This window comes from Salipaludibacillus keqinensis (assembly GCF_003226325.1).
Classification (GTDB): Bacteria; Bacillota; Bacilli; order Bacillales; family Salisediminibacteriaceae; genus Salipaludibacillus; species Salipaludibacillus keqinensis.
Window position 1 is genome coordinate 1 of sequence record NZ_PDOD01000001.1, and the last position, 22,414, is coordinate 22,414.

Genomic DNA, 22,414 nt, shown 5'->3' on the forward strand with positions numbered 1-22,414 from the left:
GGCGACATGCGGAGCTGAGAGATACTAATCGATCGAGGGCTTAACCAATGGTACTTTTAAGATACGATTCATTCATTCAAGCGTTATCCAGTTTTGAGAGGTCAACGACCTGTCAATTTCATATGTCCAGTGACGATCGCGGAGAGGTCACACCCGTTCCCATGCCGAACACGGAAGTTAAGCTCTCCAGCGCCGATGATAGTTGGGGGATCTCCCCCTGTGAAAGTAGGACGTCGCTGGGCAATTATTAATATTCCACAGTAGCTCAGTGGTAGAGCTATCGGCTGTTAACCGATCGGTCGTAGGTTCGAATCCTACCTGTGGAGCCATATTTTGGAGAGCTGTCCGAGAGGTCGAAGGAGCACGATTGGAAATCGTGTAGGCGGTTTAAACCCGTCTCGAGGGTTCGAATCCCTCGCTCTCCGCCAGATATATATGGCCCGTTGGTCAAGTGGTTAAGACACCGCCCTTTCACGGCGGTAACACGGGTTCGAATCCCGTACGGGTCACCATTATCATACATAGCAAAATGCTATATAGAAAATAAATATTTAAAATAGATATTTTAATGGAGGATTAGCTCAGTTGGGAGAGCATCTGCCTTACAAGCAGGGGGTCGGCGGTTCGAGCCCGTCATCCTCCACCATTATATAGTTTATATTATCGCGGGGTGGAGCAGTCTGGTAGCTCGTTGGGCTCATAACCCAAAGGTCGGTGGTTCAAATCCGCCCCCCGCAACCAAATTTTTCCTCGAAGTATCATTTCTTTCTAAGCAAACTATTTATCAATTAGGTCCCGTGGTGTAGCGGTTAACATGCCTGCCTGTCACGCAGGAGATCGCGGGTTCGATTCCCGTCGGGACCGCCACTTTTATTAATTCTACATATTATCGCAATTTTATAACATGGCTCGGTAGCTCAGTCGGTAGAGCAACGGACTGAAAATCCGTGTGTCGGCGGTTCGATTCCGTCCCGAGCCACCATTTTTTTAGTGCTGGCCTAGCTCAATTGGTAGAGCAACTGACTTGTAATCAGTAGGTTGGGGGTTCAAGTCCTCTGGCCAGCACCATTGAATTTTCTTATTGACTAATGAAATTTTTTTTTGTATTATAGTAATTGTCTCTTTTATGGAGGGGTAGCGAAGTGGCTAAACGCGGCGGACTGTAAATCCGCTCCTTCGGGTTCGGCAGTTCGAATCTGCCCCCCTCCACCATTTATGTCTTTTACTAATATTAAACTATACTTAGGGGCATAGTTTAATGGTAAAACGAAGGTCTCCAAAACCTTTGATGCGGGTTCGATTCCTGCTGCCCCTGCCAATAGAATAATTATGGCGGTTGTGGCGAAGTGGTTAACGCACCGGATTGTGATTCCGGCACTCGTGGGTTCAATTCCCATCAGCCGCCCCATTTTTACGTATTAAAGGGCTATAGCCAAGCGGTAAGGCATCGGATTTTGATTCCGTGACCCGCAGGTTCGAATCCTGCTAGCCCTGCCATTTTTTTATCATATGTTTAAATTAATTATTCATAATACAAACCATATTAAGTGCGGAAATAGCTCAGTGGTAGAGCACCACCTTGCCAAGGTGGGGGTCGCGGGTTCGAATCCCGTTTTCCGCTCCATATGGCGGCATAGCCAAGTGGTAAGGCAGAGGTCTGCAAAACCTCTATCACCGGTTCAAATCCGGTTGCCGCCTCCAAAAAAATATAAATTAATGTTCTTGTATTGCCGGAGTGGCGGAATTGGCAGACGCACAGGACTTAAAATCCTGCGGTAAGTAATTACCGTGCCGGTTCAAGTCCGGCCTTCGGCACCAACATATATCCATATTTTTGTACCATTTTGCCGGTGTGGTGGAATTGGTAGACACGCAGCACTCAAAATGCTGTGGGTTCGTCCCGTGCCGGTTCGACTCCGGCCACCGGTACCACTTAAGTTTTGACACTATTTAAACAGACTATTATTAATCCCGTCAACGTTAAAAAATTAACGTTGACGGGATTTTTGCATAAATAAGGCTTTATACTAAATGTTGTGGATGCCCTTATCAGAGCGTTTTTGCGGAGTGAACACAAAAAAATAATTTTAATGGTGGTTAAATGATTTTAGAAAGTTCAAGCCTAATTCAGAAATATCTGAACTAGGCTTGTTATAGAAACAATATCTTCTGAAATAAAATAATCCTGTTATCGTTTTACTCGAATCAATTGTTTTCCTAAGTTCTCCCCTTTAAATAAGCCCAGAAAAGCCTCTGGAATTTTCTTGAATCCATCAGTAACCGTTTCTTCATAAATTAATTGACCGTCTTGAAGCATACGACCAAGCTCTTGAGAAGCTTCTTGAAACTTAGGAGCATAGTCACCAACGATAAATCCTTGAATAAGGACTCGGGACTTGATTAGATACGTATGAATACGTGGGCCAATATCGTCTTCTTGTTTATTGTAAGAAGAAATGGCACCACACTGAGGTATTCTAGCAAAGGTGTTTAATAAAGGATAAACAGCTTCAGAAATAGGACCACCAACGTTATCAAAATATACATCGATTCCTTCAGGACATAATTCAAGTAAAGATTGATTTATATCTTTAGTCGTTTTGTAGTTAATAGCATGATCAAATCCTGCTTTGTTTATTAAGTAGTCGATTTTTTTATCAGAGCCTGCGATACCAATTACTTTAGCTCCTTGTAGTTTGGCAATCTGGCCAGCAATCATACCGACAGCTCCGGCGGCGCCTGAGACGAGAACAGTTTCCCCTTTTTGGGGCTTTCCTATTTCTCTCATACCAAAATAGGCCGTTAAGCCAGGCATTCCTAAAACACCTAAGTAGGAAGAAAGAGGTGCAATGTTTTCATCTACTTTTCTTAATTCATTTTCTTTTGCAACAGAGTATTCTTGCCATCCTAAATGACCAATAACAAAATCACCTTCATTAAATAGGTCACTATTAGACTCGATGACTTTTCCTACAACCCCTCCATTAAGTACTTCATTCAATTTAAAAGGTTCTACATAAGATTTAGTATCTTCCATACGACCTCTCATGTATGGATCAACAGAAACATAGTGTGTTTCAACAAGAACTTCTTTGTGTGAAGGTTCAGGAATGTTTGTTTTTCTGAACTCGAAATTTTCTAATGTAGGTGCTCCTTGTGGTCTTTTAGTTAAAATGATTTGTTCCATGGTTGTCATACAGACCCTCCTTATGAATCTCCCTTCATTATAGTGAATGATTGCGGAGAATTGCCAATCATCTGCTTGTTTATTACCGGTGGTCTAAAATGAACTATCATTTGCAAAAAAGGACAATTCATTTAAAATTAAAGGTGAAAAACGATGTTTGTAAGTATTCATTATTTTTCGGGAGTAATATTGTAATCGTGGTTAATGGAGGTTGTATAATGGAGATGATTTTATATGATTTCTTCTTAGTCGCTGTAGGAATCTTCATAGGTGTGATCGCTGCAGATCCTATGAAGAAATTATTTACCGGTGGTTATAAAGAAGAAGCTAAACAAAAGAAACGAGTGAAATTACTTCTTTATCTTAGAGAGACGGCCAAAAACGAAAAAGTGACTACGGAAGAATTATGCGAACATGTTTTTCGAGGAAAAGAGGATATGAATTTAGTTCATCGTTTGTTAAAAGATATTGAAGCAACTGGCCTGATTAAAGGTTTGGAAGTAAAAGGTGATATAAGTAATAAGAAATGGTTCTATAAAGATAACAAAGCTAGGTCCTCATAATGAAAAGCACGTGTATATTAACTGATACACGTGCTTTTTTTGCTATTGTTATTAACTGAATCTTTGTCAAAGGTAACTTTTGAATTTTTCTTAACGGCTAATAAACATTTGTGTCCAATGGTGACCGTTTGGATCGTATCCCACACCGATGTGCGTAAAGTTTCCATTCAGTATATTCTCACGATGGCCTGGACTGTCCATCCAAGCTTGAACAACTTGCTCTGGAGTAGTTTGTCCTTGAGCTATATTTTCACCGGCTGCATTATAGGATATACCGTGATCACGAATCATATCAAAGGGAGAGCCGTAAGTAGGGCTTGTATGTGAAAAATAATTATTCTGTTGCATGTCCGTCGATTTTTTCCTTGCAACTCCGCTTAATTCAGCATCAGCTTGTAAATCAGATAGACCTGCTTGTCGACGGTGATTATTGGTTAATTCAATAACCCGTTGCTCTTCTTGCCTTATACCTGCAGACTGTTGTTGTTCTTGAGGTTGTTCTTCTTGTTGCGGAGTAGCCCTTTGTTCTGGCTCGGGCGCCTGTTGTTGAGGGTCAGGTTCATTGGCCGGCTGTTGCGGTGGCTCCTCCGTTTGAGTATTGTTTCTTAATAGGTCCTGAATGTTGTTCAAGTCTAATTGATCCAAATTATAAAGTTCATCAGCATGGATTTGAGAGGGATCAATTTCAAATTCGAATTTGGCCTCTTGAACTTGGAAAGGCTTAGTGTGCGGGAAATTGTTACTTGAAATATCTGTGAACTCACTGGATAAATAGGTCATGTTATTGGTTTGATCATTTACTCCATTAAAATTCTTGTCTAAAGCTTGCTGATTATTACAGGCGATGGCTGTAATCGCTATGAAGCAAATCAGCGTAAAGAAAATCATTTTTTTAATCATTTTATACTCTCCTTCACATTACAATATGCCTTAGGGTTATGTTAATTCCTCAGAAATATTGATGGAAATAATTAGACAAGGAAGAGTAAATGATAAAAAAACCAAGAAGTAAATGAAGCTTCTTGGTTTTTCCGGAGTGTTAAACTCTTGTAATAAATTTATGGGAATTTTAGGATTGTGCATTGCTTATATTAAATATCTGATCTGTTCGTTCATCTCCATATAAAGCCTTTATTATCCGTTTACAATCGTTCCTCCATTAATATGAATGACTTGTCCAGAAATATAAGATGAGTCATCAGACGCTAAATATACATACGATGGAGCTAGCTCAGCCGGCTGACCAGGTCTTCCCATAGGACTGGACGTTCCAAATTTAGCTACCTTGCTTGCTGGAAATGAAGCAGGAATTAATGGAGTCCAAATAGGGCCTGGAGCTACAGCGTTCACTCGAATGCCTTTAGATACGAGATTCTCTGATAACGATCGGGTGAGAGCGACTAAAGCCCCTTTCGTTGCTGAATAATCCATCAGAACAGGCATACCTTGATAAGCTACAATGGATACTGTATTTATTATAGTGTCTCCAGATTTAAGGTGTGGCTTAGCTGCTTTAACAAAATGGAAGGCGGAGTATATGTTTGTTTTGAAAGTGCGATCCAACTGTTCAAGAGAGATATCTTCAATATTTTCTTGAAAGTGCTGTTCAGCAGCATTATTAATTAAACAGTTTAACCCACCGAAACGTTCGACTGTTTGTTTCACTGCACTGAAACAAAAATCTTCTTCGCCAACATCTCCGGATAGGAGAAGACAATCACTTCCGTAGCTTTCAACGATAGATTTGGTCTTTTGTGCATCTTCATGCTCATCCAGATATACAAGGCTTAATTTAGCCCCTTCTTTAGCTAAAGCAATTGCAGCAGCTCGTCCAATACCACTGTCTCCTCCAGTCAATAAAACAACTTTATCTTTTAATTTACCGGTTCCAACGTAATTTGGGTCATCATAAAGAGGTTCTGGGTTCATTTCGCTTTCGAAACCTGGCTGGCGTTGTTGCATTTGTTCAGGTTGTCCATTTTTTTGTGTTTGACTAACATCAGAGAACTTCACATTTACACCTCAATCTAAAATTTAATATTGATTTCTATTTTGCTTTCTCTAAACAAGAAATCATTTGTTTTTCTACTTTATTTGCTACTTCATGCACTTTTGAATCATCAATGAAATCCATCAAAGTCGATGGTTGTGGCATACCTGCAAACGTTTTGCCATCATCTTCATAAACAACGACTTTGCAGGGTAAGAAGTAACCGGCAAGTTTTGACATACTAAGAATTTCTTTTGCATCGTGAGGGTTACACACTTCAAGGATATGAAAATTGTCACTATAGTCTAAGCCTTTTTCATCTAACTTATCTTTCACATTAAAAGACCACAATACTCCGAAACCTTCTTCTTTTAACTCTTTTTCCAGTGACTCAATCAATTCATTAGGGGTTTTCTTGCTTTCAACTGTGTAATCAAAACTCATGTAAATCCCTCCAATTTTTATATAGCCTCTACGGTATATGTATTACCGTAATTGCTTAATAAATAACATCTTTTCCAAAATTCACGAATAGATTTTAATTTACATCGACACAGTCAGCTTCAGAGAGAGGCTGGTAATATAACTGCATTGACTTTCAAAGAGAGGAGTAGTAAAATACAAAACAGGTTAAAATATACGTCCTGTAAAATCAAAATAGAGGGTCTAGTAAGCAGATAGAAACATGCGGGTGTAGTTTAGTGGTAAAACCTCAGCCACGAACAGAGCATCATCGAATAAGCTGTGAGTTGCTTCGACGGACAGAACTACAGAGCGTTGCTAGTAGAGGAAGAAGCATGACAGAACAAAGTTTGAAAGAAAATTTTTAAAAATGCGGGTGTAGTTTAGTGGTAAAACCTCAGCCACGAACAGAGCATCATCGAATAAGCTGTGAGTTGCTTCGACGGACAGAACTACAGAGCGATGCTGGTAGAGGAAGAAGCATGACAGAACAAAGTTTGAAAGAAAATTTTTAAAAGTGCGGGTGTAGTTTAGTGGTAAAACCTCAGCCTTCCAAGCTGATGATGTGGGTTCGATTCCCATCACCCGCTCCATTTTTTCATAATTCCAGTCTTAACTTCTCATAATAAAGTAGTGTTTCTGTCACTAGGAACGCTACTTTTTCGTTGTTTATTCATATTTATAGATGAAGCTAGAAGAAATCTTGGAAAGAAGTGAAAAACCGTGGCAAATACCCAATTGAAAAAAGATTTGATTGCATATAGTAAGCTTATAGGCATCGACAAAATCGGCTTTGCTACGGCAGATCCTTTTGTGACTTTGAAGTCACGCTTAAAAGATCAGCAAAAGCTTGCTTATCAATCAGGTTTCGAGAAGGGGACGTTGACAGAACGAACAGAGCCTGATCATTTGTTACCTGAAGCAAAAACGATTATTTCTATTGCCCTTGCTTATCCATCGAAAATGAAGAATCCACCTAAGTCAGTTAAAGGCGACCGACGGGGGATTTTTTGTCGAGCATCTTGGGGAGAGGATTATCACCATATATTAAAAAGAAAATTAAAATTATTAGAAGAATACTTGCAACAAGCAGAGCCTACTGCTCGTTCTAAAAGCATGGTCGATACGGGAGAGTTGGCTGATCGGGCTGTTGCGGAGAGAGCGGGTATTGGTTGGAGCGGTAAAAACTGTGCGATCATTACTCCCGAATTTGGTTCTTATGTTTATTTGGGTGAAATGATTACTACAATAGATTTACCTGAAGATCAGCCGATGTTTGATCAATGCGGGACTTGCAATAAATGTGTAGATGCCTGTCCTACAGGAGCTCTCATTCAAGGAGGGCAACTTGATTCTAACAAATGTATCGCCTTTTTAACGCAAACAAAAGAGATACTACCGGATAAATACAGGAAAAAACTAGGAAACCGTTTATACGGTTGTGATACGTGTCAAGTAGTATGTCCTGAAAATAAAGGGAAAGATACCCATCACCATCCTGAAATGGAGCCAGATCCTGAAGTTGTAAAACCTAGACTTCTACCGATATTAACTATGAGTAATCGGGATTTCAAAGAAACCTTTGGACAAATATCGGGATCATGGAGAGGGAAAAAACCGATTCAACGAAACGCAATTATTGCCCTTGCTCATTACAAAGAAATCGAGTCACTACCAACGTTGTTCAACCTCTTGCATGAAGATCCAAGACCAGTAATTCGAGGGACAGCCGCTTGGGCTGTGGCGGAGATATCACAAGAAGAAGAAGTATTAAAGCATCTTATGACTGCTAAAGAAAGAGAAAGATCACCAGAAGTTAGAGAAGAAATAAATAAATCCTTGCAAAAGTTAAAGGTTCAATCAGGTTTAGTTTAGAAAGATTATATGTGACTGCGCTGAAGGAGGGGCTTTAATTGTCAAAGCGGCCGTTTATTTACTACACAGAAATGGAAAGTCCAATTGGTGCTATTACCTTAGCTGCATCAGATTATGGGATTTGCTTTATCGAATTTGGTTCAGTAAAGAGCACTTGTTCGTCCATGAAAATGAAGATGAATAAGTTACAAATCAAGGGCGAATTGAAAGAAGATGAGGAGCCGCTACAACAAGCAAAGCATCAATTAACAGAATATTTTTCAGGGGAGAGAGAGGAGTTTGATCTACCTCTGGATTTAATAGGAACGAAATTTCAGCAGTTGGTCTGGGACCAGGTGTCCAGAATACCTTATGGAGTTACAAAATCATATAAACAAATTGCCCGAGAAATTGGGGCACCTAAAGCTGTTCGAGCGATAGGAGGATCTAATAATAAAAACCCAGTTCCAATCATTATTCCTTGTCATCGCGTAATTGGATCAAATGGTTCGATGGTAGGTTACGGTGGAGGGTTAGATAAAAAAGAAATATTATTGAGATTAGAAGGCTCATTTGAAAAAATGACTTCTTAAGTTATAGCAAATAGAAATCCTCCTTTGCCTTGGTAAAGGAGGAATTTTTTGTGCTATTTCTTAATTATCGGTAATGTCAGCCCCAGAGATATTATTCTAATAGTTGAGTTTTTATTATCATGAAAGGCCTCTATTCATGAATAAACTAAAACGAATAGATAGGGGGATGGACGGCATGACTGATCAATTAAACGAGCTAAAAAGTTACTGGTTGGCGAATGGTGAAGGCTATCTTGTCGAGTCGGTATACGAAGGGGAGTGTTCAGTATTTATACGAGAAGAAGATATAAATGCATTTCATCGAAAGGTTGAGGAGCTTGATCATCGCGAAGCTAAAGTAGTAAAAAATAACGTAGAAGTATTAATAATTAATCACGAACAATTCTCTTCAAGATCAACTTTAAATTACATGATAATGATTGAACAATTAATAAAGCAAAGAACAAAAGTGTACTTGGAAACTCAATATCAACGACGTAAAGCTGTCTTTGAACATGGCAAGTTAATTGATGATTATTTAATTGACCCCGATGGACGATATGACAAGTTGGGGATGAACGAAGTTGATTTGGATAGTGACTTAATGAATAAAGTGAATAATGATGTCACCTCTGAAAGAATAAACTATTATTATGACCGAATGTCCACAGTCAAGTATGCTGAGCGTTGGTGGGATGACTATAATCCTGACTATAAGCGGTTTGATAATGATTGTACGAATTTTATTTCTCAATGTTTACGGGCAGGTGGGGCTCCTATGCAGGGAGCATCTAATCGTAAACAAGGCTGGTGGTACAAAGGACATCAATGGAGTTTCAGTTGGTCGGTAGCCCACTCTCTCAGGTGGTTTTTAAGTGGGTCGAGGAAAGGGTTAAGAGCAAGAGAAGTTTCCTCTGCGGAAAACTTAATGAGAGGAGATGTCATTTGTTATGATTTTAATGGAGATGGGCGTTGGCAGCATACAACTGTCGTAGTAGATAAGGATGCAAACCACATGCCTTTAGTAAATGCTCATACAACGAATAGTCGAATGCGATATTGGACTTATGAGGACTCCTCAGCTTGGACACCAGACATTAAATATAAGTTTTTTCATATCATAGATGGGACTTCGGATGAATGAAACCTCATTCTTTAGACACTGAAAAGATTAAATACAATATGATATAGTATAAGTAAATATTTGAGAATTCTCCATAGTTTTTTACAATATTAAAAAATTGCATATGTTAATAATTTTTGAAAGATACGGTGCTGAAGTATGAATAAATTATATCTAATAAAAATGTTCACTGTTTTTTGTAGTTTACTTATTATGACTGTTTCCTGTACACAAGCGGATGCTACGTTGTCTCAGGCAAAGCGTGAACTGCCTTTTCCAGTTATATTCCCTGAAAATGTGTTAGAAGATTGGGCCATTGAAGAAACCATTTATGAAGATCGATTGCTTGTAACCACCTTCAAGAATAGTGAAGAAGGTCGGATTGAGCTTGTTCAAGATCAGAACATTCAAGGGTTGGATGTAGAACAACTTAGAAATTATGTGTTATCCAATGACACTCCCAATACTGAATTTACAAAAATACAAGAAATTATGGAAGTCAATGATTATGTTGGTGAATTGGCTTACTTCATGGAACCTATCCCTACCGTCCAATTTACATTTGTCTCTAAGAATGATTTGTTCGCTGATGTGAACGGTAATATTCCTTATTATCAATTAATTGGAAAGGAAGTTTCTACAGAAGAACTCCGAAAATTTATTTATACGTTGGAAGTCATTACTTAAATGTAGTGACTTCTTTCTTTTCGCAAAGGGACATGATAAGATAACGATTGGACATTTAGAGATAAGATCGAGGTGATTAGCGAGTGGGAATACACATTGTTTTACATGAACCGGAAATTCCGGCTAATACAGGAAATATTGCTCGTACTTGTGCAGGAACAAATACTTCTTTACATCTGATACATCCCCTAGGGTTTTCAACGGATGACAGAATGCTTAAGCGAGCAGGCTGTGATTACTGGCCAAATGTGAAAGTGAATCATTACCAATCTATTGAAGAACTTTTTGAGCAATTTCCCGATGGGGATTATTTCTTTATTGAAACGATAGGGACAAAAAACTACCATGAATTTGATTATAGTGATAACGATAAAGAGTTTTTTTTCGTTTTCGGGAAAGAAACGAAAGGTTTGCCTGAAAGTTTAACGGATAAATTTCAAGATCGTTGTTTCCGGATACCACAAACAGACAAAATCCGTTCTTTAAATCTTTCCAACACAGCAGCCATCGTTGTTTATGAAGCGTTAAGACAGCAAATGTTTACTCCGATAGATTAACTCAAAAAACGTTTTCCGATTTATGGAAAACGTTTTTTGCCTATTTAAGTCATTTAGATTTTTCAAGCTAAGTAGCGTTATTTCGGTTAGGATTAATTCTTATTTGGGTTTGAATTATATCCAGCGGTGAAAATGGCTACAAGAAAGGCTACACAAACACCTAAAATTAAAAGTAGTCCCATTACGATGCCCCCTTTGATGATATCTATCCTCAAATATACCATCTTTCTAATACGAAAGAAAGAAAACCTTTGCGTGGACAGTGAGTAAGGAAATCTTTGAAAACGGTGTATTATATCGTATACTAAGAAGAGTTAAAGGAGGTTTTCAAAGATGTACGTTGTAATGAATGAATTGCATGTACCCGTGGAGGGGCGTGAAAACGTAGCAAATCGTTTTGCTGAAAGTAGCGAAAAGATGAAGCACGTTCCAGGATGTTTGGATTTTATGTTTTTAAACCCTGAAGAAGATGATAATTTCCAAATTGTACTAACCAAGTGGGAGTCTAAAGAAGATTATGAAGCGTGGGTAAATAGTGACTCTTTTAAACATGCACACAAGAAAAGAAGAGAAAACCTTGATAAAAGTCCAACATCAGGAAATAAAATTTACGAATATCATGCACGTCATCATTTATAAAAACATGCGTAAATTTACCGAATCGAGTGCGCTTACTTGGTTCGGTAAATTTTAGAGTTAATCCCATCTAATTAACACAATTTGTCTTCAAATTCAGGAGATCAAGTGATGAAAAATACATATTTAACAAGTCATTTCCCGCTAATATCGATTATGTTATTTAGTTTAGCTTTTTCCATCTATTCAGAGAGAATGATTATCTATTATTTAGAAAACATTGGATTGTATAGTGGGATGATTGAATTTTTTTCGGAGAGAGGGATTCATCTTACGTTATTATTTGTCCTGTGGTTGTTCTTTTTCATGCTTTTTGCTGCATTGAAATTAATAGCCAATACGGTAAATGAACTTTCTTTGTTATTTTTTTCGAAAGATGAAGAAGGAGCGGATTTACGAAATATAAGAAGAGGGGCATGGATTTTTTTAATAAGTGGAATCATAGCAGTTGTTGCATCTGTTGAAATTATAGTATTGCTTGGAGTGTTTGTAATCTCCTGTTTTACATACTTTATTTTTTTTATCTATAAGGTGAGTGATTCTCTTTCTTCTTCAGCATTAATTGGATTGATTTTCTTCCATTTATTCTTTTGGTTTGCATTTGGTATTGCCGTGGCTTATGCCTTAGTGAAACTATATAATAGCTTGATTGCCAGTTTGCCTTTGTAAAGGGTGTCTCCAAGTGGACACCCTTTCAATCATTCCAAGCCTGTCATAATCTCTCTCCACAGATGGGTATGAAGATTCCTTTGACTGTACTCATATATAGAAGACGGTTCATCCCTTCCAAGCCAAATCCCTGAGGTATAGCGTTCCGTCGAACCGACAAACCATAAATCATTAAAATCATTCGTTGTACCCGTTTTTCCACCAACATAACTACTCCCCGCAATGTTGGCCGGTTGCCCTGTTCCATCAGATACTACAGATGATAGCAAACTCTTCATCTGATCAACCGTAGTCTGACTCCATATTTCCTTATTTTCGCTTCCCCAAGCATATAAGACATTCCCATTTAAATCGGATACTTCCCTGATTGCTCTTGGTGACCTGTAAATTCCTCTTGTAGAAAACACGGAGTAAGCCTGAGTTAATTCATTCACACTCACTCCATGAGACAGTCCTCCTAAAGCGGCCGGGAGGATATGATCTTCTGCACTAATTTGAGTGAAGTCAAACTGATTAAGATAAGAAAAGGCAGGCTCTATCCCTACCATATCAAGAATTCTCACTGCAGCTGTATTGTAAGAATTTTTAAAAGCCTCCTCAATAGATACTTTTTCGTAAACGGCATTTCCAAAGTTTTCTGGTTCATAATTTCCTCTTTTAATTGGTCCCGCGTCAATGACCGAGCTGTTACTCAAGTTAGTTTCTTCAAATAAAGGACCGTAAACAAGCAGAGGTTTAAAGGCTGAACCTGGTTGACGAAAAGCTTGGTAACCCCGATGGAAATCAAATTTTTGGTAATCTGTCCCACCTGTAATGGCGACAATTTCAGCTTGGTCATGATCGATGATGGAAGCCGCGCCTTGAATTTGAGCATCTCCTAGGGAGGCGTTAATTGTTGTTACTGCATGCTGTTGAATATGGGGGTTCAAGGCTGTTTCAATGATCAACCCCCCGGTTAGAAGTTCATTCACTCGTTTTTTTAGGTTATCATGAATGACAATTCTTTCCTCGTTTGAAGTAGCAGCCCGTAATCTCTGAGCATATCCTTCTTGTTTTGCTACGAGCTGTTCTAATTCATGAAACACATATGTAACGTAATCTGGAAATTGATCGTGTTTCTCAACTACTTTCAGACTGATCTTTTCTGACATGGCTGCATTAAATTGTTTTTCATTGATGAAACGTTGTTCATGCATCTTCGTTAACATCCATTCCTTCCGCTCATGAGTTTGCTCCTCATTCATAAGAGGATTATAGAGAGTGGGACTATTGGGAATTGAACTTAGAAAGGCTATTTGAGCTAAGGAAAGTTCAGATGTGGATTTGCTGAAGTAAAATTGACTTGCCGCTTCAATGCCGTAAACACCATTAGCAAAATAGATTGAATTCACATACATTTCCATGATTTCTTGTTTAGATAGAACTCGTTCCAAGTGATAAGAATAAAGTAATTCTGTCAATTTTCGCTCGTATGTTTGTGAATGGTTCAAGTACAGATTGCGTGCCAGTTGTTGCGTAACAGTACTGCCCCCCTGCTCAACGGAACTGCTTTGTATGTTGATAAAAAGAGCTCTGGCAATGCCTGACATGTCAAACCCAGGATGTTCGTAAAAAGAATGATCCTCTGCTGCGATAAACGCCTCGATCACATAAGTAGGAATTTCTGAAAATGGTAATTGAATCCGGTTCTCACCTGCATAAACATCAGATATGATATGCCCTTCTCGATCTAATATAGTACTATTATTTGTCAACGTTACTTCATCTAATTCAATCGCTTCATCTAACACGTTATGTAGAGATTGTGCTGAAGACAACTCTTTCGTGGTTTGTATAAATAGGAATGTAAAAATGCTAATAAAAATTAGAATAAATAAATTTCCAGTTAAAATTCTCATTGAAGTCACAACTCTTTCATAACAAAGGATGTTTAAATAATTTATGGGATCGTCCATGATCGAATGAAATATGAACGAAATAAACATGTTAGCTATTCTATTTTACCTTTGATTGGTATAGCTTGGAAGTCAATTGAAGCAAGTTTTAGAAAAGAATGAATAACTAGGAAACCTCACCAATGATTATCTCATTCGACATATCTTTTACGCTCCTTTTAACATCGTTTTCTAGGTGAACGCATAAGATGAATCATAGATCCCTTGAAAAAACAGGGACAGGTGTTGAGAGGAGGATATTATGGATATTATTTATAAAATTCAACGACACCGGGAGGAAGAAGAGCGTCTGAAATGGGAAGGCACGTTCGCAGATTATTTGGAAATACTACGGGAACGTCCAGAGGTGGCTCAAACAGCTCACTCCCGTATTTATAACATGGTTAAAGATGCGGGGGTCATTGAAGAAGGAGACAAAAAGAGGTACTTGTTTTTTGAGGATCAAATTTTTGGATTGGAAGAAGCAGTGGAACGGTTAGTTGAAGAGTACTTCCACTCAGCAGCGAAGAGGCTGGATGTGAAAAAAAGAATATTATTATTAATGGGGCCAGTTAGTGGAGGGAAGTCCACGATTGTTACGATGTTGAAAAGAGGTCTTGAAAGATACAGCCGAACGGACCGTGGAGCCGTTTACGCAATCAAAGGCTGTCCAATGCATGAAGATCCTTTACATCTGATTCCGCAACATATGAGAAAAGATTTCCATCATGAATTTGGTATTCGAGTAGAAGGGAACCTGTCACCACTTAATATGATGCGGCTTGAACAAGAATATGAAGGAAGAATTGAAGATGTAAAAGTCGAAAGAATCTTTTTATCTGAAGATCGTCGGGTGGGAGTAGGGACATTCAGTCCTTCAGATCCGAAATCTCAAGATATTGCTGATCTAACGGGAAGTATTGATTTCTCGACAATTGCGGAATTTGGCTCTGAATCCGATCCTCGTGCATATCGTTTTGACGGTGAATTAAACAAGGCGAATCGTGGGCTGATGGAGTTTCAGGAAATGCTTAAATGCGATGAGAAATTCTTATGGCATTTACTCTCACTCACACAAGAAGGAAACTTTAAAGCGGGAAGATTCGCCCTCATTTCAGCTGATGAGATGATCATAGCGCACACGAATGAAGCCGAGTACAAATCGTTTATTTCTAATAAAAAGAATGAGGCCTTACATTCAAGAATTATCGTGATGCCCATACCTTATAATTTAAAAGTAAGCGAAGAAGAAAGAATTTACCGGAAAATGATTCAAGAATCAGATATCGCAAACGTTCATATCGCCCCTCATGCGTTGAAGATTGCTGCAACGTTCACAATCTTAACGAGACTGAAAGATTCTCAGAAAAACGATGTTGATGTGTTGAAAAAAATGAAATTGTACGACGGACAAAATGTAGAAGGGTTCAATTCACAAGACGTAATTGAATTAAAAAAAGAATATGCAGATGAAGGGATGAACGGAATAGACCCTCGATATGTAATCAATCGAATCTCATCTGCCATTATTAGAAAAGAGCTAACGTCCATTAACGCCCTTGATGTGTTACGTTCCATCAAAGATGGATTAGATCAACATGCATCGATTTCCAAAGATGACCGGGAGCGGTATTTGAATTACATTTCCATAGCTCGTAAGGAATATGATGAAATGGCAAAGAAAGAAGTCCAGAAAGCCTTCGTGTACTCATATGAAGAGTCAGCAAAAACATTGATGGATAATTATCTCGACAACGTAGAGGCTTACTGTAATAAGAATAAGTTACGAGATCAACTAACAGGTGAAGAAATGAATCCTGATGAGAAACTGATGCGTTCTATCGAAGAACAAATTGGTATTTCTGAAAATGCGAAGAAGGCTTTCAGAGAAGAAATTTTAATCCGGATCTCCGCGTATGCTAGAAAAGGTAAAAAGTTTGATTACCATTCACATGACAGATTAAGAGAAGCCATTCAAAAGAAATTATTTGCAGATTTAAAAGATGTCGTCAAAATTACTACGTCAACGAAAACACCTGATGAAAATCAACTGAAGAAGGTAAACGAAGTCATTGCCAGATTAATAGATGAACACGGTTATAACAGTACGTCTGCTAACGATTTATTAAAATATGTTGGGAGCTTATTAAATCGATAATTCCTACATTAATTTTATCAATTAAATGTTGATAGTTGAGAACCGGACTGATTCTTAAATGGATCAGTTTGGTTTTTTTCATATATAGTCATACCTGGGAAACACTGAAAATATGATACCCCAAATATTGTCTTGTTTATTACAGCTTGTTAACAATTTTCATTCTCTAATTATAATAGTTTAAAACAATAGTCGATTGGCTATATTTATAGTGATAGATTATTTACAAAATGTAATTGGAGGAGACAAAAAAATGAATACGCAAGAAACGTCGCAATTAGACAATCCTAAGAAGAAATCGCTTTGGAAAAAGAACATGTGGGTTTTCACTAAACTTGTCGCAGTCGTCCTTGTTGTTTCTTTTCTCGTTCGAGGATTTCTTTTTACGAATTATATTGTCTATGGCCAGTCTATGATGCCGACGATCCACGACGGAGAAAGAATTATAGTTAATAAGATTGGATATGAAATTACTGAACCGAATCGATTTGACCTGATTATCTTTCATGCAACGGAAGATTCAGATTATATTAAACGAGTCATTGGACTTCCTGGAGATGAAATTTACTATGATGACGATACACTTTACATTAACGATGAAGCTCATGATGAGCACTTCTTAAAAGTTCATAAAGAGGACCATGACCATGGATTGTTCACAGAGAACTTTAATTTAGAAGAAATGACAGGAGAAACGACTGTACCTGAAGGATATGTATTCGTTCTTGGTGATAACCGCCAGAACAGTGTCGATAGCAGACATATTGGATTTGTTCCTGTAGAAGAAATTGTGGGACAAGCGAACATGGCTTTTTGGCCGCCAAAAAACATCAGGTTTTTTAAATAAAATGAATCAATTATAAAAGGGCTGTCTCAAAGTATCATTATTGAGACAGCCCTTTATTTTTAGTTTTATCGTATGACGTTAGCCTATTTATATAATGAATCTTTTTCGGCTCGAAGTGCTTTAAATAACGAGACCGTCATAAGAATCATAATAATCGAAAAAGGTAAAGCGGCAATAATTAATGCGTTCTCAATAGCTTGAAGGCCACCAGTATAAAGAAGAATAGAAGATGTTGCAGATAACATAATACCCCAAATAAGTTTTACATTTCTTGGAGGAGTTAATGAACCATTTGTTGTCTGCATACCTAAGATAAATGTTCCAGAATCAGCGGATGTAATAAAGAAGGTTGAAATCAAAACTATAGCAATAATAGACATGATTCCTCCCATAGGGAATTGCGCAAACACCCCGAATAATGCTTCTTCTGGGGCCAATTCTGAAATAGCTGCTGCTCCTTGTTCTTCTACAAAGATGGCCGATCCTCCAAAAACAGAAAACCAAAGGAAGCCAATGACAGAAGGAACGAACAACACCCCTAATACAAATTCTCTTAACGTTCTCCCTTTCGAAACACGAGCAATAAATGAACCGACGAATGGGGCCCAAGCTATCCACCAAGCCCAGTAGAAAATTGTCCAGCCATTGATCCATTCTCGTTCCTCAGGATTAAGGGGAGCGATGCGGAAACTCATACTAGGTAATGTCTGGAGATAAGAACCAAGTGTATTCGTAAAAAGGTTTAATGAGTAAAGTGTGGGGCCGAATACAAACATAAATGTAAATAATAAGAGAGCTAGGATCATATTTACATTACTTAATATTTTAATCCCTTTATTTAAGCCTGTCCAAGCAGAGAACATAAACAGGACGGTTACAATAGCAATAATGGTAAATTGCATAATAAAATTATTTCCGATTCCAAATAAGAAATCTAATCCACCATTTATTTGTACAGCACCAAATCCTAATGTACTAGCTACCCCGATAACTGTAGCTGTGACTCCAATGATATCAACGGTATGACCAGCGGGCCCTTTTGCATAACGCCCTAGAACAGGGGTCAATGTTGCACTAATTAAACCAGGAGCATCTTTACGAAATTTGAAATAGGCTAAAGATAAGGCGACCACCGCGTAAATCCCCCAAGCATGGATGCCCCAGTGGAAAAAGGTGAATCTCATAGACTCTAAAATAGCTGCATCAGTTCCTGTTTCAGCTATAGGAGCATCAATCATGTAATGAGAGATTGGCTCAGCGGCCCCCCAAAATACTAGACCGATTCCCATTCCTGCACTAAACAGCATAGCAAACCACGTAGCGACATTGAAGTCCGGTTTATCATCAGGCTTTCCCAATTTGATTTTTCCATAAGGACTAACGATAAAAAATAAACAAACAAGGACAAAAGAAGTGACGATTAATAAATAATACCATCCTAGAGAAGAGGATATCACTTGCTGAAGGGCGAATGTTGCATTCTCAAAAACTTGAGGTGCAATAACTCCAAACCCTACAATCAATAATAAGATAACTAGTGCTGACCAAAATACAATCGTTAATTTTTTCACAAGTTTAACCTCCTATTTAGTTGAAGTACATAAACCCATACCCTTAACACCGGAATAAAAACGGTGTTTTTCAAAAATATCGACATTTTTTTTCATAATTAGCTATTTTAATTCATACTTTTTACACAAAAAACGTAAAAAATAGTCCTGAATTGTGATAGTAGGTTAGGCGTTGATTTACTTTAACCGCACTCGGATTCTGGATGAACCGCGATCCTCCTTGAATTCTGAGGGATTTGATTATGACTTCCCTCCTTTTTTAACCGGAAAAAGAGTGGAAGTTTTTTTTAAAACAAGATAAAGAATCAAGCTATCAAGTTTTATTCTCAGGATCACTTTAGATATTATTGATCACCTCTAGATAAAAATTAGTAGTTAGTGGAGTCACAGATATGTGGATGCCTAGGCCTTTTCAGTACATCCTTATTTAAAATTTGGATTAATGCTTGTCCATTATTCAGAATTTTTGTCAACTAACTGTCCACTTTGCATAGGATAGAGTAAGTTAAAAAACATGGAGTTCACTCGACTTTTTAAAAAGAAGGAGGGAAGACAGATGATAAACCGATCAGGGAAAAATTATGTTGTCTCTCAGGAAAATTGGTCCCTCCACCGGAAAGGCTATCAGGATCAGCAACGTCACCAAGAAAAAGTTCAAGATGCCATCCAAAAAAACTTGCCTGACTTAGTTAGTGAAGAAAGTATTGTGATGTCCAACGGTCGCGATGTGATTAAAATACCGATTCGATCCCTAGATGAATATAAGATTCGATTCAATTATGATAAAAACAAACATGTAGGGCAAGGAGATGGTGAAAGTAAAGTAGGTGACGTAGTTGCCAGAGACGGAAATGCTCAAAAAGCTCCAGGAAAAGGTGAAGGAGCAGGAGACCAGGCTGGTGAAGATTATTATGAAGCAGAGGTTTCTATTACAGAGTTGGAAAGTATGTTATTTAACGAATTAGCTCTTCCAAATTTGCAACAAAAAGAAGAAGATCAAATTGTGGTTGAAAATGTGGAATTCAATGATATTCGTAAAAAAGGTTTAATGGGTAACGTTGATAAACGAAGAACGATCATTGAAGCATTGAAACGAAACGCAATGAAAGGGAAAGCTGCAGTAGCACCTATTTATAACGATGATTTGCGATTTAAAACGTGGGAAGAAAAAATAAAACCCGAATCAAAAGCTGTTGTGCTTGCAATGATGGATACTTCAGGTAGTATGGGAAGATTTGAAAAGTATATGGCTCGCAGTTTTTTCTTTTGGATGACGAGGTTTTTACGAACAAAATACGAAACTGTTGATATTGTGTTTATTGCGCATCACACAGAAGCTAAACAAGTCACTGAAGATGACTTTTTTATGAAAGGAGAAAGTGGAGGAACAATTTGTTCTTCCGCATATAGGAAAGCTTTAGAAGTGATTGATAAAGATTATCCTCCATCTAGATATAACATTTATCCCTTCCATTTTTCTGATGGTGATAACCTTACATCTGATAATCAACGATGTGTAAAATACGTGCAAGAACTCATGGAAATGTCCAGTCTATTCGGCTATGGTGAAGTAAATCAGTATAATCGACCATCGACACTAATGGGCGTGTATAAAAATATTCAAAATCCGAAATTCCGACACTACGTTTTACGAGAAAAAGGGGATGTTTATCGCTCATTAAAGTGGTTCTTCCAAAAAGAACAAGAATTGTTCACTCGCTGAGAAAGACCGATCAGCATCTCTCATCGCTATCAATAGATCGTGTCTAAAGATGACCTTTATAAGGAAGGTCATCTTTTTTATTAGGGAGGACTTTCGATAGAGGTTAATAATCTAAAATCTGGTAACAAAGTATTTCCTATTTTTCATTCAATAAAGAAGTCATCTGAAAATTATTATAAAACACATAAAATATTCAGATAACTTAGGTCTTTATATCTATTTACTTGAAAGAGGATAAATATTATGATTTATCTATAATATTCGTAATATAGAACAATTTGGAAAGGAGGACTTATGAGGGAGAGGGATTTTTTTCGGAACCATATCCTTTAAAGAATTGTTGATATCAAAGGTGTTTTGTTCTTTATCTTGAACGGGTGGTCGTTTCTTTCTCAGTGTATAAATGAATAAAAAACAAGACTACTCATTAGAAAAGGCAAACCTATTGAAAGATAGGGACGCAAAGCTATGGATCTAAGGGAATACAAATAAAACATATCCTATGATTGCATAGTTGCCTCAATGAAGTGGCATAAGGAGGACAACCTCATGCTCACTTTGAAAAAAGAAGAAAGATTGGACCAAGAATGGATCTCATTGATTAAAACAGCGTTAGAACAAGGTATGACCCCAGAAGAAATTCGGAGTTTTTTAGATGAAAGAAAACATAATGTATAGAAAAATTTAACCTACTTGGTTGAGTTTTTTTTTGAAAATGAAGTAGGTTAGAGTTTTTTAGCTTTATGATCTTCTCTAAGATTCTTAGCTGCAATAACTATAAAAAAAGATTTGCAAACCCTTTCATGATGTTGTATAGTAAAGCTATCGAAAAAACCGAAACGTTTCGGGAGGTGAATCATGGCGACGATTAAAGATATTGCCAAGTCGGCTGGAGTGTCGGTAACGACCGTGTCTCGAGCTTTAAATGGATATTCAGATGTTAACGATAAAACGAGAAAGTTGATTGAAGATACAGCAAAGCAGTTGAATTACAGCCCAAATACATTGGCTCGGAGCTTAGTTATGAATAAATCGCAGACGATTGGTCTTCTAGTTTCGGAACTAAACCGCTCAGGTGCGAAAGACATGTTTACATACGAAGTCATGTGTGGAATTAATGATTCAGCTTCGGATGTAGGATATGACTTGATACTATTCAGTACAAATTCGGTCATGCAAAAGCAAAAGAGCTACACTCAACTATGTAGGGAAAGACAGGTAGAGGGAGTGATTATGCAGGGCATAAAAATGGATGATCCTTATATTAAAGAAGTTATTGATAGTAATATTCCTTGTGTTTTTGTGGATGTTGAGGTCGAAGGCAAAGATGTTGGTTACGTGACAACGGACAATGTTTTCGGTGCACAAATGGCAGTCAAGCATTTAATTAATCTTGGGCATACTGAAATAGCTATGGTGAATGGACACGATCAAGCTCATGTTAGTGCGAAAAGACGAAAAGGATATGAACGTGAGTTGACCGATGCAGGATTACCTGTTCGTGATACCTATATTTTAAACGGTGAATTTTTAGAACCAATGGCTGAAGCGGCAGCATTCCCATTTCTACAGGCACATCCAGAAGTGACGGCGGTGTTCTGTGCTAGTGACTTAATGGCTCTTGGTGTTATGAGAGCTGCAAAGCGCTTAGGTTTAAGGATTCCGGAAGATTTATCCATTGTCGGTTTTGATGATATTGTCTTATCAGAATATACAAGCCCTCCTTTGACAACAGTTGGACAAGACAAATACCAGATGGGATACGAGGCTGCTAAGCTATTAACATCAATATTAAAAAATGACGACCCTAATCAAAAAATGTGTGTGCTAGATAATCGCTTAATTGTAAGAGAAACGACTGCTCCACCGAGAAAATAGGAG

At 37.9% G+C, this 22,414-nt stretch carries 19 protein-coding genes, 17 tRNA genes, 1 rRNA gene and 1 riboswitch; of the genes, 31 read left to right on the forward strand and 6 right to left on the reverse strand.

What is annotated here, in order from left to right:
- Positions 1 to 125: 125 nt before the first annotated feature.
- From rrf to CR194_RS00085, 17 genes are all read left to right on the forward strand, one after another.
- Positions 126 to 242 (forward strand): 5S ribosomal RNA (gene rrf, locus CR194_RS00005).
- A 12-nt stretch (positions 243 to 254) separates the two neighbouring features.
- Positions 255 to 329, forward strand: a tRNA-Asn gene (locus CR194_RS00010).
- Between the two features lie 6 nt (positions 330 to 335).
- Positions 336 to 428: transfer RNA gene (locus CR194_RS00015), tRNA-Ser, on the forward strand.
- Positions 429 to 437: 9 nt separating this feature from the next.
- Positions 438 to 512 (forward strand) — tRNA-Glu (locus CR194_RS00020).
- Positions 513 to 570: 58 nt separating this feature from the next.
- Positions 571 to 646: transfer RNA gene (locus CR194_RS00025), tRNA-Val, on the forward strand.
- Between the two features lie 18 nt (positions 647 to 664).
- Positions 665 to 741, forward strand: a tRNA-Met gene (locus tag CR194_RS00030).
- Positions 742 to 791: 50 nt separating this feature from the next.
- Positions 792 to 867: transfer RNA gene (locus tag CR194_RS00035), tRNA-Asp, on the forward strand.
- A 39-nt stretch (positions 868 to 906) separates the two neighbouring features.
- Positions 907 to 982, forward strand: a tRNA-Phe gene (locus CR194_RS00040).
- Positions 983 to 992: 10 nt separating this feature from the next.
- Positions 993 to 1,068, forward strand: a tRNA-Thr gene (locus CR194_RS00045).
- A 60-nt stretch (positions 1,069 to 1,128) separates the two neighbouring features.
- A tRNA-Tyr gene (locus CR194_RS00050) sits at positions 1,129 to 1,212 on the forward strand.
- 32 nt (positions 1,213 to 1,244) lie between these two features.
- Positions 1,245 to 1,318 (forward strand) — tRNA-Trp (locus tag CR194_RS00055).
- A 14-nt stretch (positions 1,319 to 1,332) separates the two neighbouring features.
- Positions 1,333 to 1,408, forward strand: a tRNA-His gene (locus tag CR194_RS00060).
- Between the two features lie 14 nt (positions 1,409 to 1,422).
- A tRNA-Gln gene (locus CR194_RS00065) sits at positions 1,423 to 1,497 on the forward strand.
- Positions 1,498 to 1,549: 52 nt separating this feature from the next.
- A tRNA-Gly gene (locus CR194_RS00070) sits at positions 1,550 to 1,624 on the forward strand.
- A gap of 3 nt (positions 1,625 to 1,627) precedes the next feature.
- Positions 1,628 to 1,701: transfer RNA gene (locus CR194_RS00075), tRNA-Cys, on the forward strand.
- A gap of 28 nt (positions 1,702 to 1,729) precedes the next feature.
- Positions 1,730 to 1,818: transfer RNA gene (locus CR194_RS00080), tRNA-Leu, on the forward strand.
- A gap of 28 nt (positions 1,819 to 1,846) precedes the next feature.
- Positions 1,847 to 1,932, forward strand: a tRNA-Leu gene (locus CR194_RS00085).
- Positions 1,933 to 2,188: 256 nt separating this feature from the next.
- On the opposite strand, the gene CR194_RS00090 is transcribed toward CR194_RS00085, so the two are convergent.
- Positions 2,189 to 3,196, reverse strand: a complete 1,008-nt coding sequence (locus CR194_RS00090) for an NADP-dependent oxidoreductase (RefSeq protein WP_110607617.1) — start codon at positions 3,194 to 3,196, stop codon at positions 2,189 to 2,191.
- Between the two features lie 209 nt (positions 3,197 to 3,405).
- On the opposite strand from CR194_RS00090, the gene CR194_RS00095 reads away from it, so the two are divergent.
- Complete coding sequence (locus tag CR194_RS00095) at positions 3,406 to 3,750, forward strand: hypothetical protein (protein ID WP_199228105.1); 345 nt, start codon at positions 3,406 to 3,408, stop codon at positions 3,748 to 3,750.
- A 90-nt stretch (positions 3,751 to 3,840) separates the two neighbouring features.
- On the opposite strand, the gene CR194_RS00100 is transcribed toward CR194_RS00095, so the two are convergent.
- The 3 genes from CR194_RS00100 to CR194_RS00110 all read right to left on the reverse strand — a co-directional run bounded on the left by CR194_RS00100 (position 3,841) and on the right by CR194_RS00110 (position 6,184).
- A complete protein-coding gene (locus CR194_RS00100; protein WP_110607618.1) occupies positions 3,841 to 4,650 on the reverse strand; it encodes a CAP domain-containing protein in 810 nt (269 codons plus the stop codon).
- A gap of 234 nt (positions 4,651 to 4,884) precedes the next feature.
- Complete coding sequence (locus tag CR194_RS00105; protein ID WP_110607619.1) at positions 4,885 to 5,763, reverse strand: SDR family oxidoreductase; 879 nt, start codon at positions 5,761 to 5,763, stop codon at positions 4,885 to 4,887.
- Positions 5,764 to 5,797: 34 nt separating this feature from the next.
- Entirely contained in the window at positions 5,798 to 6,184 is a 387-nt protein-coding gene (locus tag CR194_RS00110) for a DUF302 domain-containing protein (protein ID WP_110607620.1), read from the reverse strand.
- A 537-nt stretch (positions 6,185 to 6,721) separates the two neighbouring features.
- On the opposite strand from CR194_RS00110, the gene CR194_RS00115 reads away from it, so the two are divergent.
- The 8 genes from CR194_RS00115 to CR194_RS00150 all read left to right on the forward strand — a co-directional run bounded on the left by CR194_RS00115 (position 6,722) and on the right by CR194_RS00150 (position 12,300).
- Positions 6,722 to 6,795 (forward strand) — tRNA-Gly (locus CR194_RS00115).
- A gap of 130 nt (positions 6,796 to 6,925) precedes the next feature.
- Positions 6,926 to 8,077 (forward strand): tRNA epoxyqueuosine(34) reductase QueG, encoded by a 1,152-nt coding sequence (gene queG, locus CR194_RS00120; RefSeq protein ID WP_110607621.1) that lies wholly within the window; start codon positions 6,926 to 6,928, stop codon positions 8,075 to 8,077.
- A 38-nt stretch (positions 8,078 to 8,115) separates the two neighbouring features.
- Positions 8,116 to 8,649 carry a methylated-DNA--[protein]-cysteine S-methyltransferase gene (locus tag CR194_RS00125; RefSeq protein ID WP_233254177.1) on the forward strand — a complete coding sequence of 178 codons (534 nt, stop codon included), beginning with the start codon at positions 8,116 to 8,118 and terminating at the stop codon, positions 8,647 to 8,649.
- A gap of 175 nt (positions 8,650 to 8,824) precedes the next feature.
- Entirely contained in the window at positions 8,825 to 9,772 is a 948-nt protein-coding gene (locus CR194_RS00130) for an amidase domain-containing protein (protein WP_233254178.1), read from the forward strand.
- Positions 9,773 to 9,910: 138 nt separating this feature from the next.
- The gene (locus CR194_RS00135; RefSeq protein ID WP_146035891.1) at positions 9,911 to 10,438 is read left to right on the forward strand and encodes a hypothetical protein; all 528 of its coding nucleotides are present in this window, start codon (positions 9,911 to 9,913) and stop codon (positions 10,436 to 10,438) included.
- Between the two features lie 83 nt (positions 10,439 to 10,521).
- Positions 10,522 to 10,995 (forward strand): tRNA (uridine(34)/cytosine(34)/5-carboxymethylaminomethyluridine(34)-2'-O)-methyltransferase TrmL, encoded by a 474-nt coding sequence (trmL, locus tag CR194_RS00140; RefSeq protein ID WP_110607623.1) that lies wholly within the window; start codon positions 10,522 to 10,524, stop codon positions 10,993 to 10,995.
- A 345-nt stretch (positions 10,996 to 11,340) separates the two neighbouring features.
- Positions 11,341 to 11,634: an antibiotic biosynthesis monooxygenase family protein gene (locus CR194_RS00145; RefSeq protein ID WP_233254179.1), complete on the forward strand. Its 294-nt coding sequence runs from the start codon at positions 11,341 to 11,343 to the stop codon at positions 11,632 to 11,634.
- A gap of 108 nt (positions 11,635 to 11,742) precedes the next feature.
- Entirely contained in the window at positions 11,743 to 12,300 is a 558-nt protein-coding gene (locus CR194_RS00150) for a DUF5366 family protein (RefSeq protein WP_110607625.1), read from the forward strand.
- A 29-nt stretch (positions 12,301 to 12,329) separates the two neighbouring features.
- On the opposite strand, the gene CR194_RS00155 is transcribed toward CR194_RS00150, so the two are convergent.
- The gene (locus tag CR194_RS00155) at positions 12,330 to 14,198 is read right to left on the reverse strand and encodes a transglycosylase domain-containing protein (RefSeq protein ID WP_110607626.1); all 1,869 of its coding nucleotides are present in this window, start codon (positions 14,196 to 14,198) and stop codon (positions 12,330 to 12,332) included.
- Positions 14,199 to 14,496: 298 nt separating this feature from the next.
- Here CR194_RS00155 and CR194_RS00160 point away from each other — a divergent pair, with 298 nt between their 5' ends.
- Both CR194_RS00160 and lepB read left to right on the forward strand, forming a co-directional pair.
- Positions 14,497 to 16,392, forward strand: coding sequence for a PrkA family serine protein kinase (locus tag CR194_RS00160; protein ID WP_110607627.1), 1,896 nt, complete (start codon positions 14,497 to 14,499; stop codon positions 16,390 to 16,392).
- Between the two features lie 253 nt (positions 16,393 to 16,645).
- The gene (lepB, locus tag CR194_RS00165; RefSeq protein WP_110607628.1) at positions 16,646 to 17,239 is read left to right on the forward strand and encodes a signal peptidase I; all 594 of its coding nucleotides are present in this window, start codon (positions 16,646 to 16,648) and stop codon (positions 17,237 to 17,239) included.
- Between the two features lie 83 nt (positions 17,240 to 17,322).
- Here lepB and CR194_RS00170 read toward each other — a convergent pair whose 3' ends face one another.
- On the reverse strand, positions 17,323 to 18,810 hold the full coding sequence (locus CR194_RS00170; RefSeq protein WP_110607629.1) for a glycine betaine uptake BCCT transporter: 1,488 nt from the start codon (positions 18,808 to 18,810) through the stop codon (positions 17,323 to 17,325).
- A gap of 556 nt (positions 18,811 to 19,366) precedes the next feature.
- Between CR194_RS00170 and yhbH the strand changes: the two genes are divergently transcribed.
- From yhbH to CR194_RS00185, 3 genes are all read left to right on the forward strand, one after another.
- On the forward strand, positions 19,367 to 20,533 hold the full coding sequence (gene yhbH, locus CR194_RS00175; RefSeq protein ID WP_110607630.1) for a sporulation protein YhbH: 1,167 nt from the start codon (positions 19,367 to 19,369) through the stop codon (positions 20,531 to 20,533).
- Between the two features lie 425 nt (positions 20,534 to 20,958).
- Positions 20,959 to 21,055: riboswitch (cyclic di-GMP riboswitch) on the forward strand.
- A 27-nt stretch (positions 21,056 to 21,082) separates the two neighbouring features.
- Positions 21,083 to 21,211, forward strand: coding sequence for an anti-repressor SinI family protein (locus CR194_RS00180; RefSeq protein ID WP_110607631.1), 129 nt, complete (start codon positions 21,083 to 21,085; stop codon positions 21,209 to 21,211).
- A 180-nt stretch (positions 21,212 to 21,391) separates the two neighbouring features.
- On the forward strand, positions 21,392 to 22,411 hold the full coding sequence (locus tag CR194_RS00185; RefSeq protein WP_110607632.1) for a LacI family DNA-binding transcriptional regulator: 1,020 nt from the start codon (positions 21,392 to 21,394) through the stop codon (positions 22,409 to 22,411).
- The last annotated feature ends 3 nt before the right edge of the window (positions 22,412 to 22,414 follow it).

Bases quoted from the DNA above. Each gene is read 5' to 3' on its own strand.
- CR194_RS00090 (WP_110607617.1), bottom strand. From the start codon at position 3,196: ATGACAACCATGGAACAAATCATTTTAACTAAAAGACCACAAGGAGCA.
- CR194_RS00135 (WP_146035891.1), top strand. From the start codon at position 9,911: ATGAATAAATTATATCTAATAAAAATGTTCACTGTTTTTTGTAGTTTA.
- CR194_RS00180 (WP_110607631.1), top strand. From the start codon at position 21,083: ATGCTCACTTTGAAAAAAGAAGAAAGATTGGACCAAGAATGGATCTCA.
- CR194_RS00160 (WP_110607627.1), top strand. From the start codon at position 14,497: ATGGATATTATTTATAAAATTCAACGACACCGGGAGGAAGAAGAGCGT.
- CR194_RS00100 (WP_110607618.1), bottom strand. From the start codon at position 4,650: ATGATTAAAAAAATGATTTTCTTTACGCTGATTTGCTTCATAGCGATT.
- CR194_RS00155 (WP_110607626.1), bottom strand. From the start codon at position 14,198: ATGAGAATTTTAACTGGAAATTTATTTATTCTAATTTTTATTAGCATT.
- CR194_RS00150 (WP_110607625.1), top strand. From the start codon at position 11,743: ATGAAAAATACATATTTAACAAGTCATTTCCCGCTAATATCGATTATG.
- CR194_RS00185 (WP_110607632.1), top strand. From the start codon at position 21,392: ATGGCGACGATTAAAGATATTGCCAAGTCGGCTGGAGTGTCGGTAACG.
- CR194_RS00110 (WP_110607620.1), bottom strand. From the start codon at position 6,184: ATGAGTTTTGATTACACAGTTGAAAGCAAGAAAACCCCTAATGAATTG.
- CR194_RS00095 (WP_199228105.1), top strand. From the start codon at position 3,406: ATGGAGATGATTTTATATGATTTCTTCTTAGTCGCTGTAGGAATCTTC.
- lepB (WP_110607628.1), top strand. From the start codon at position 16,646: ATGAATACGCAAGAAACGTCGCAATTAGACAATCCTAAGAAGAAATCG.
- yhbH (WP_110607630.1), top strand. From the start codon at position 19,367: ATGATAAACCGATCAGGGAAAAATTATGTTGTCTCTCAGGAAAATTGG.
- CR194_RS00145 (WP_233254179.1), top strand. From the start codon at position 11,341: ATGAATGAATTGCATGTACCCGTGGAGGGGCGTGAAAACGTAGCAAAT.
- CR194_RS00130 (WP_233254178.1), top strand. From the start codon at position 8,825: ATGACTGATCAATTAAACGAGCTAAAAAGTTACTGGTTGGCGAATGGT.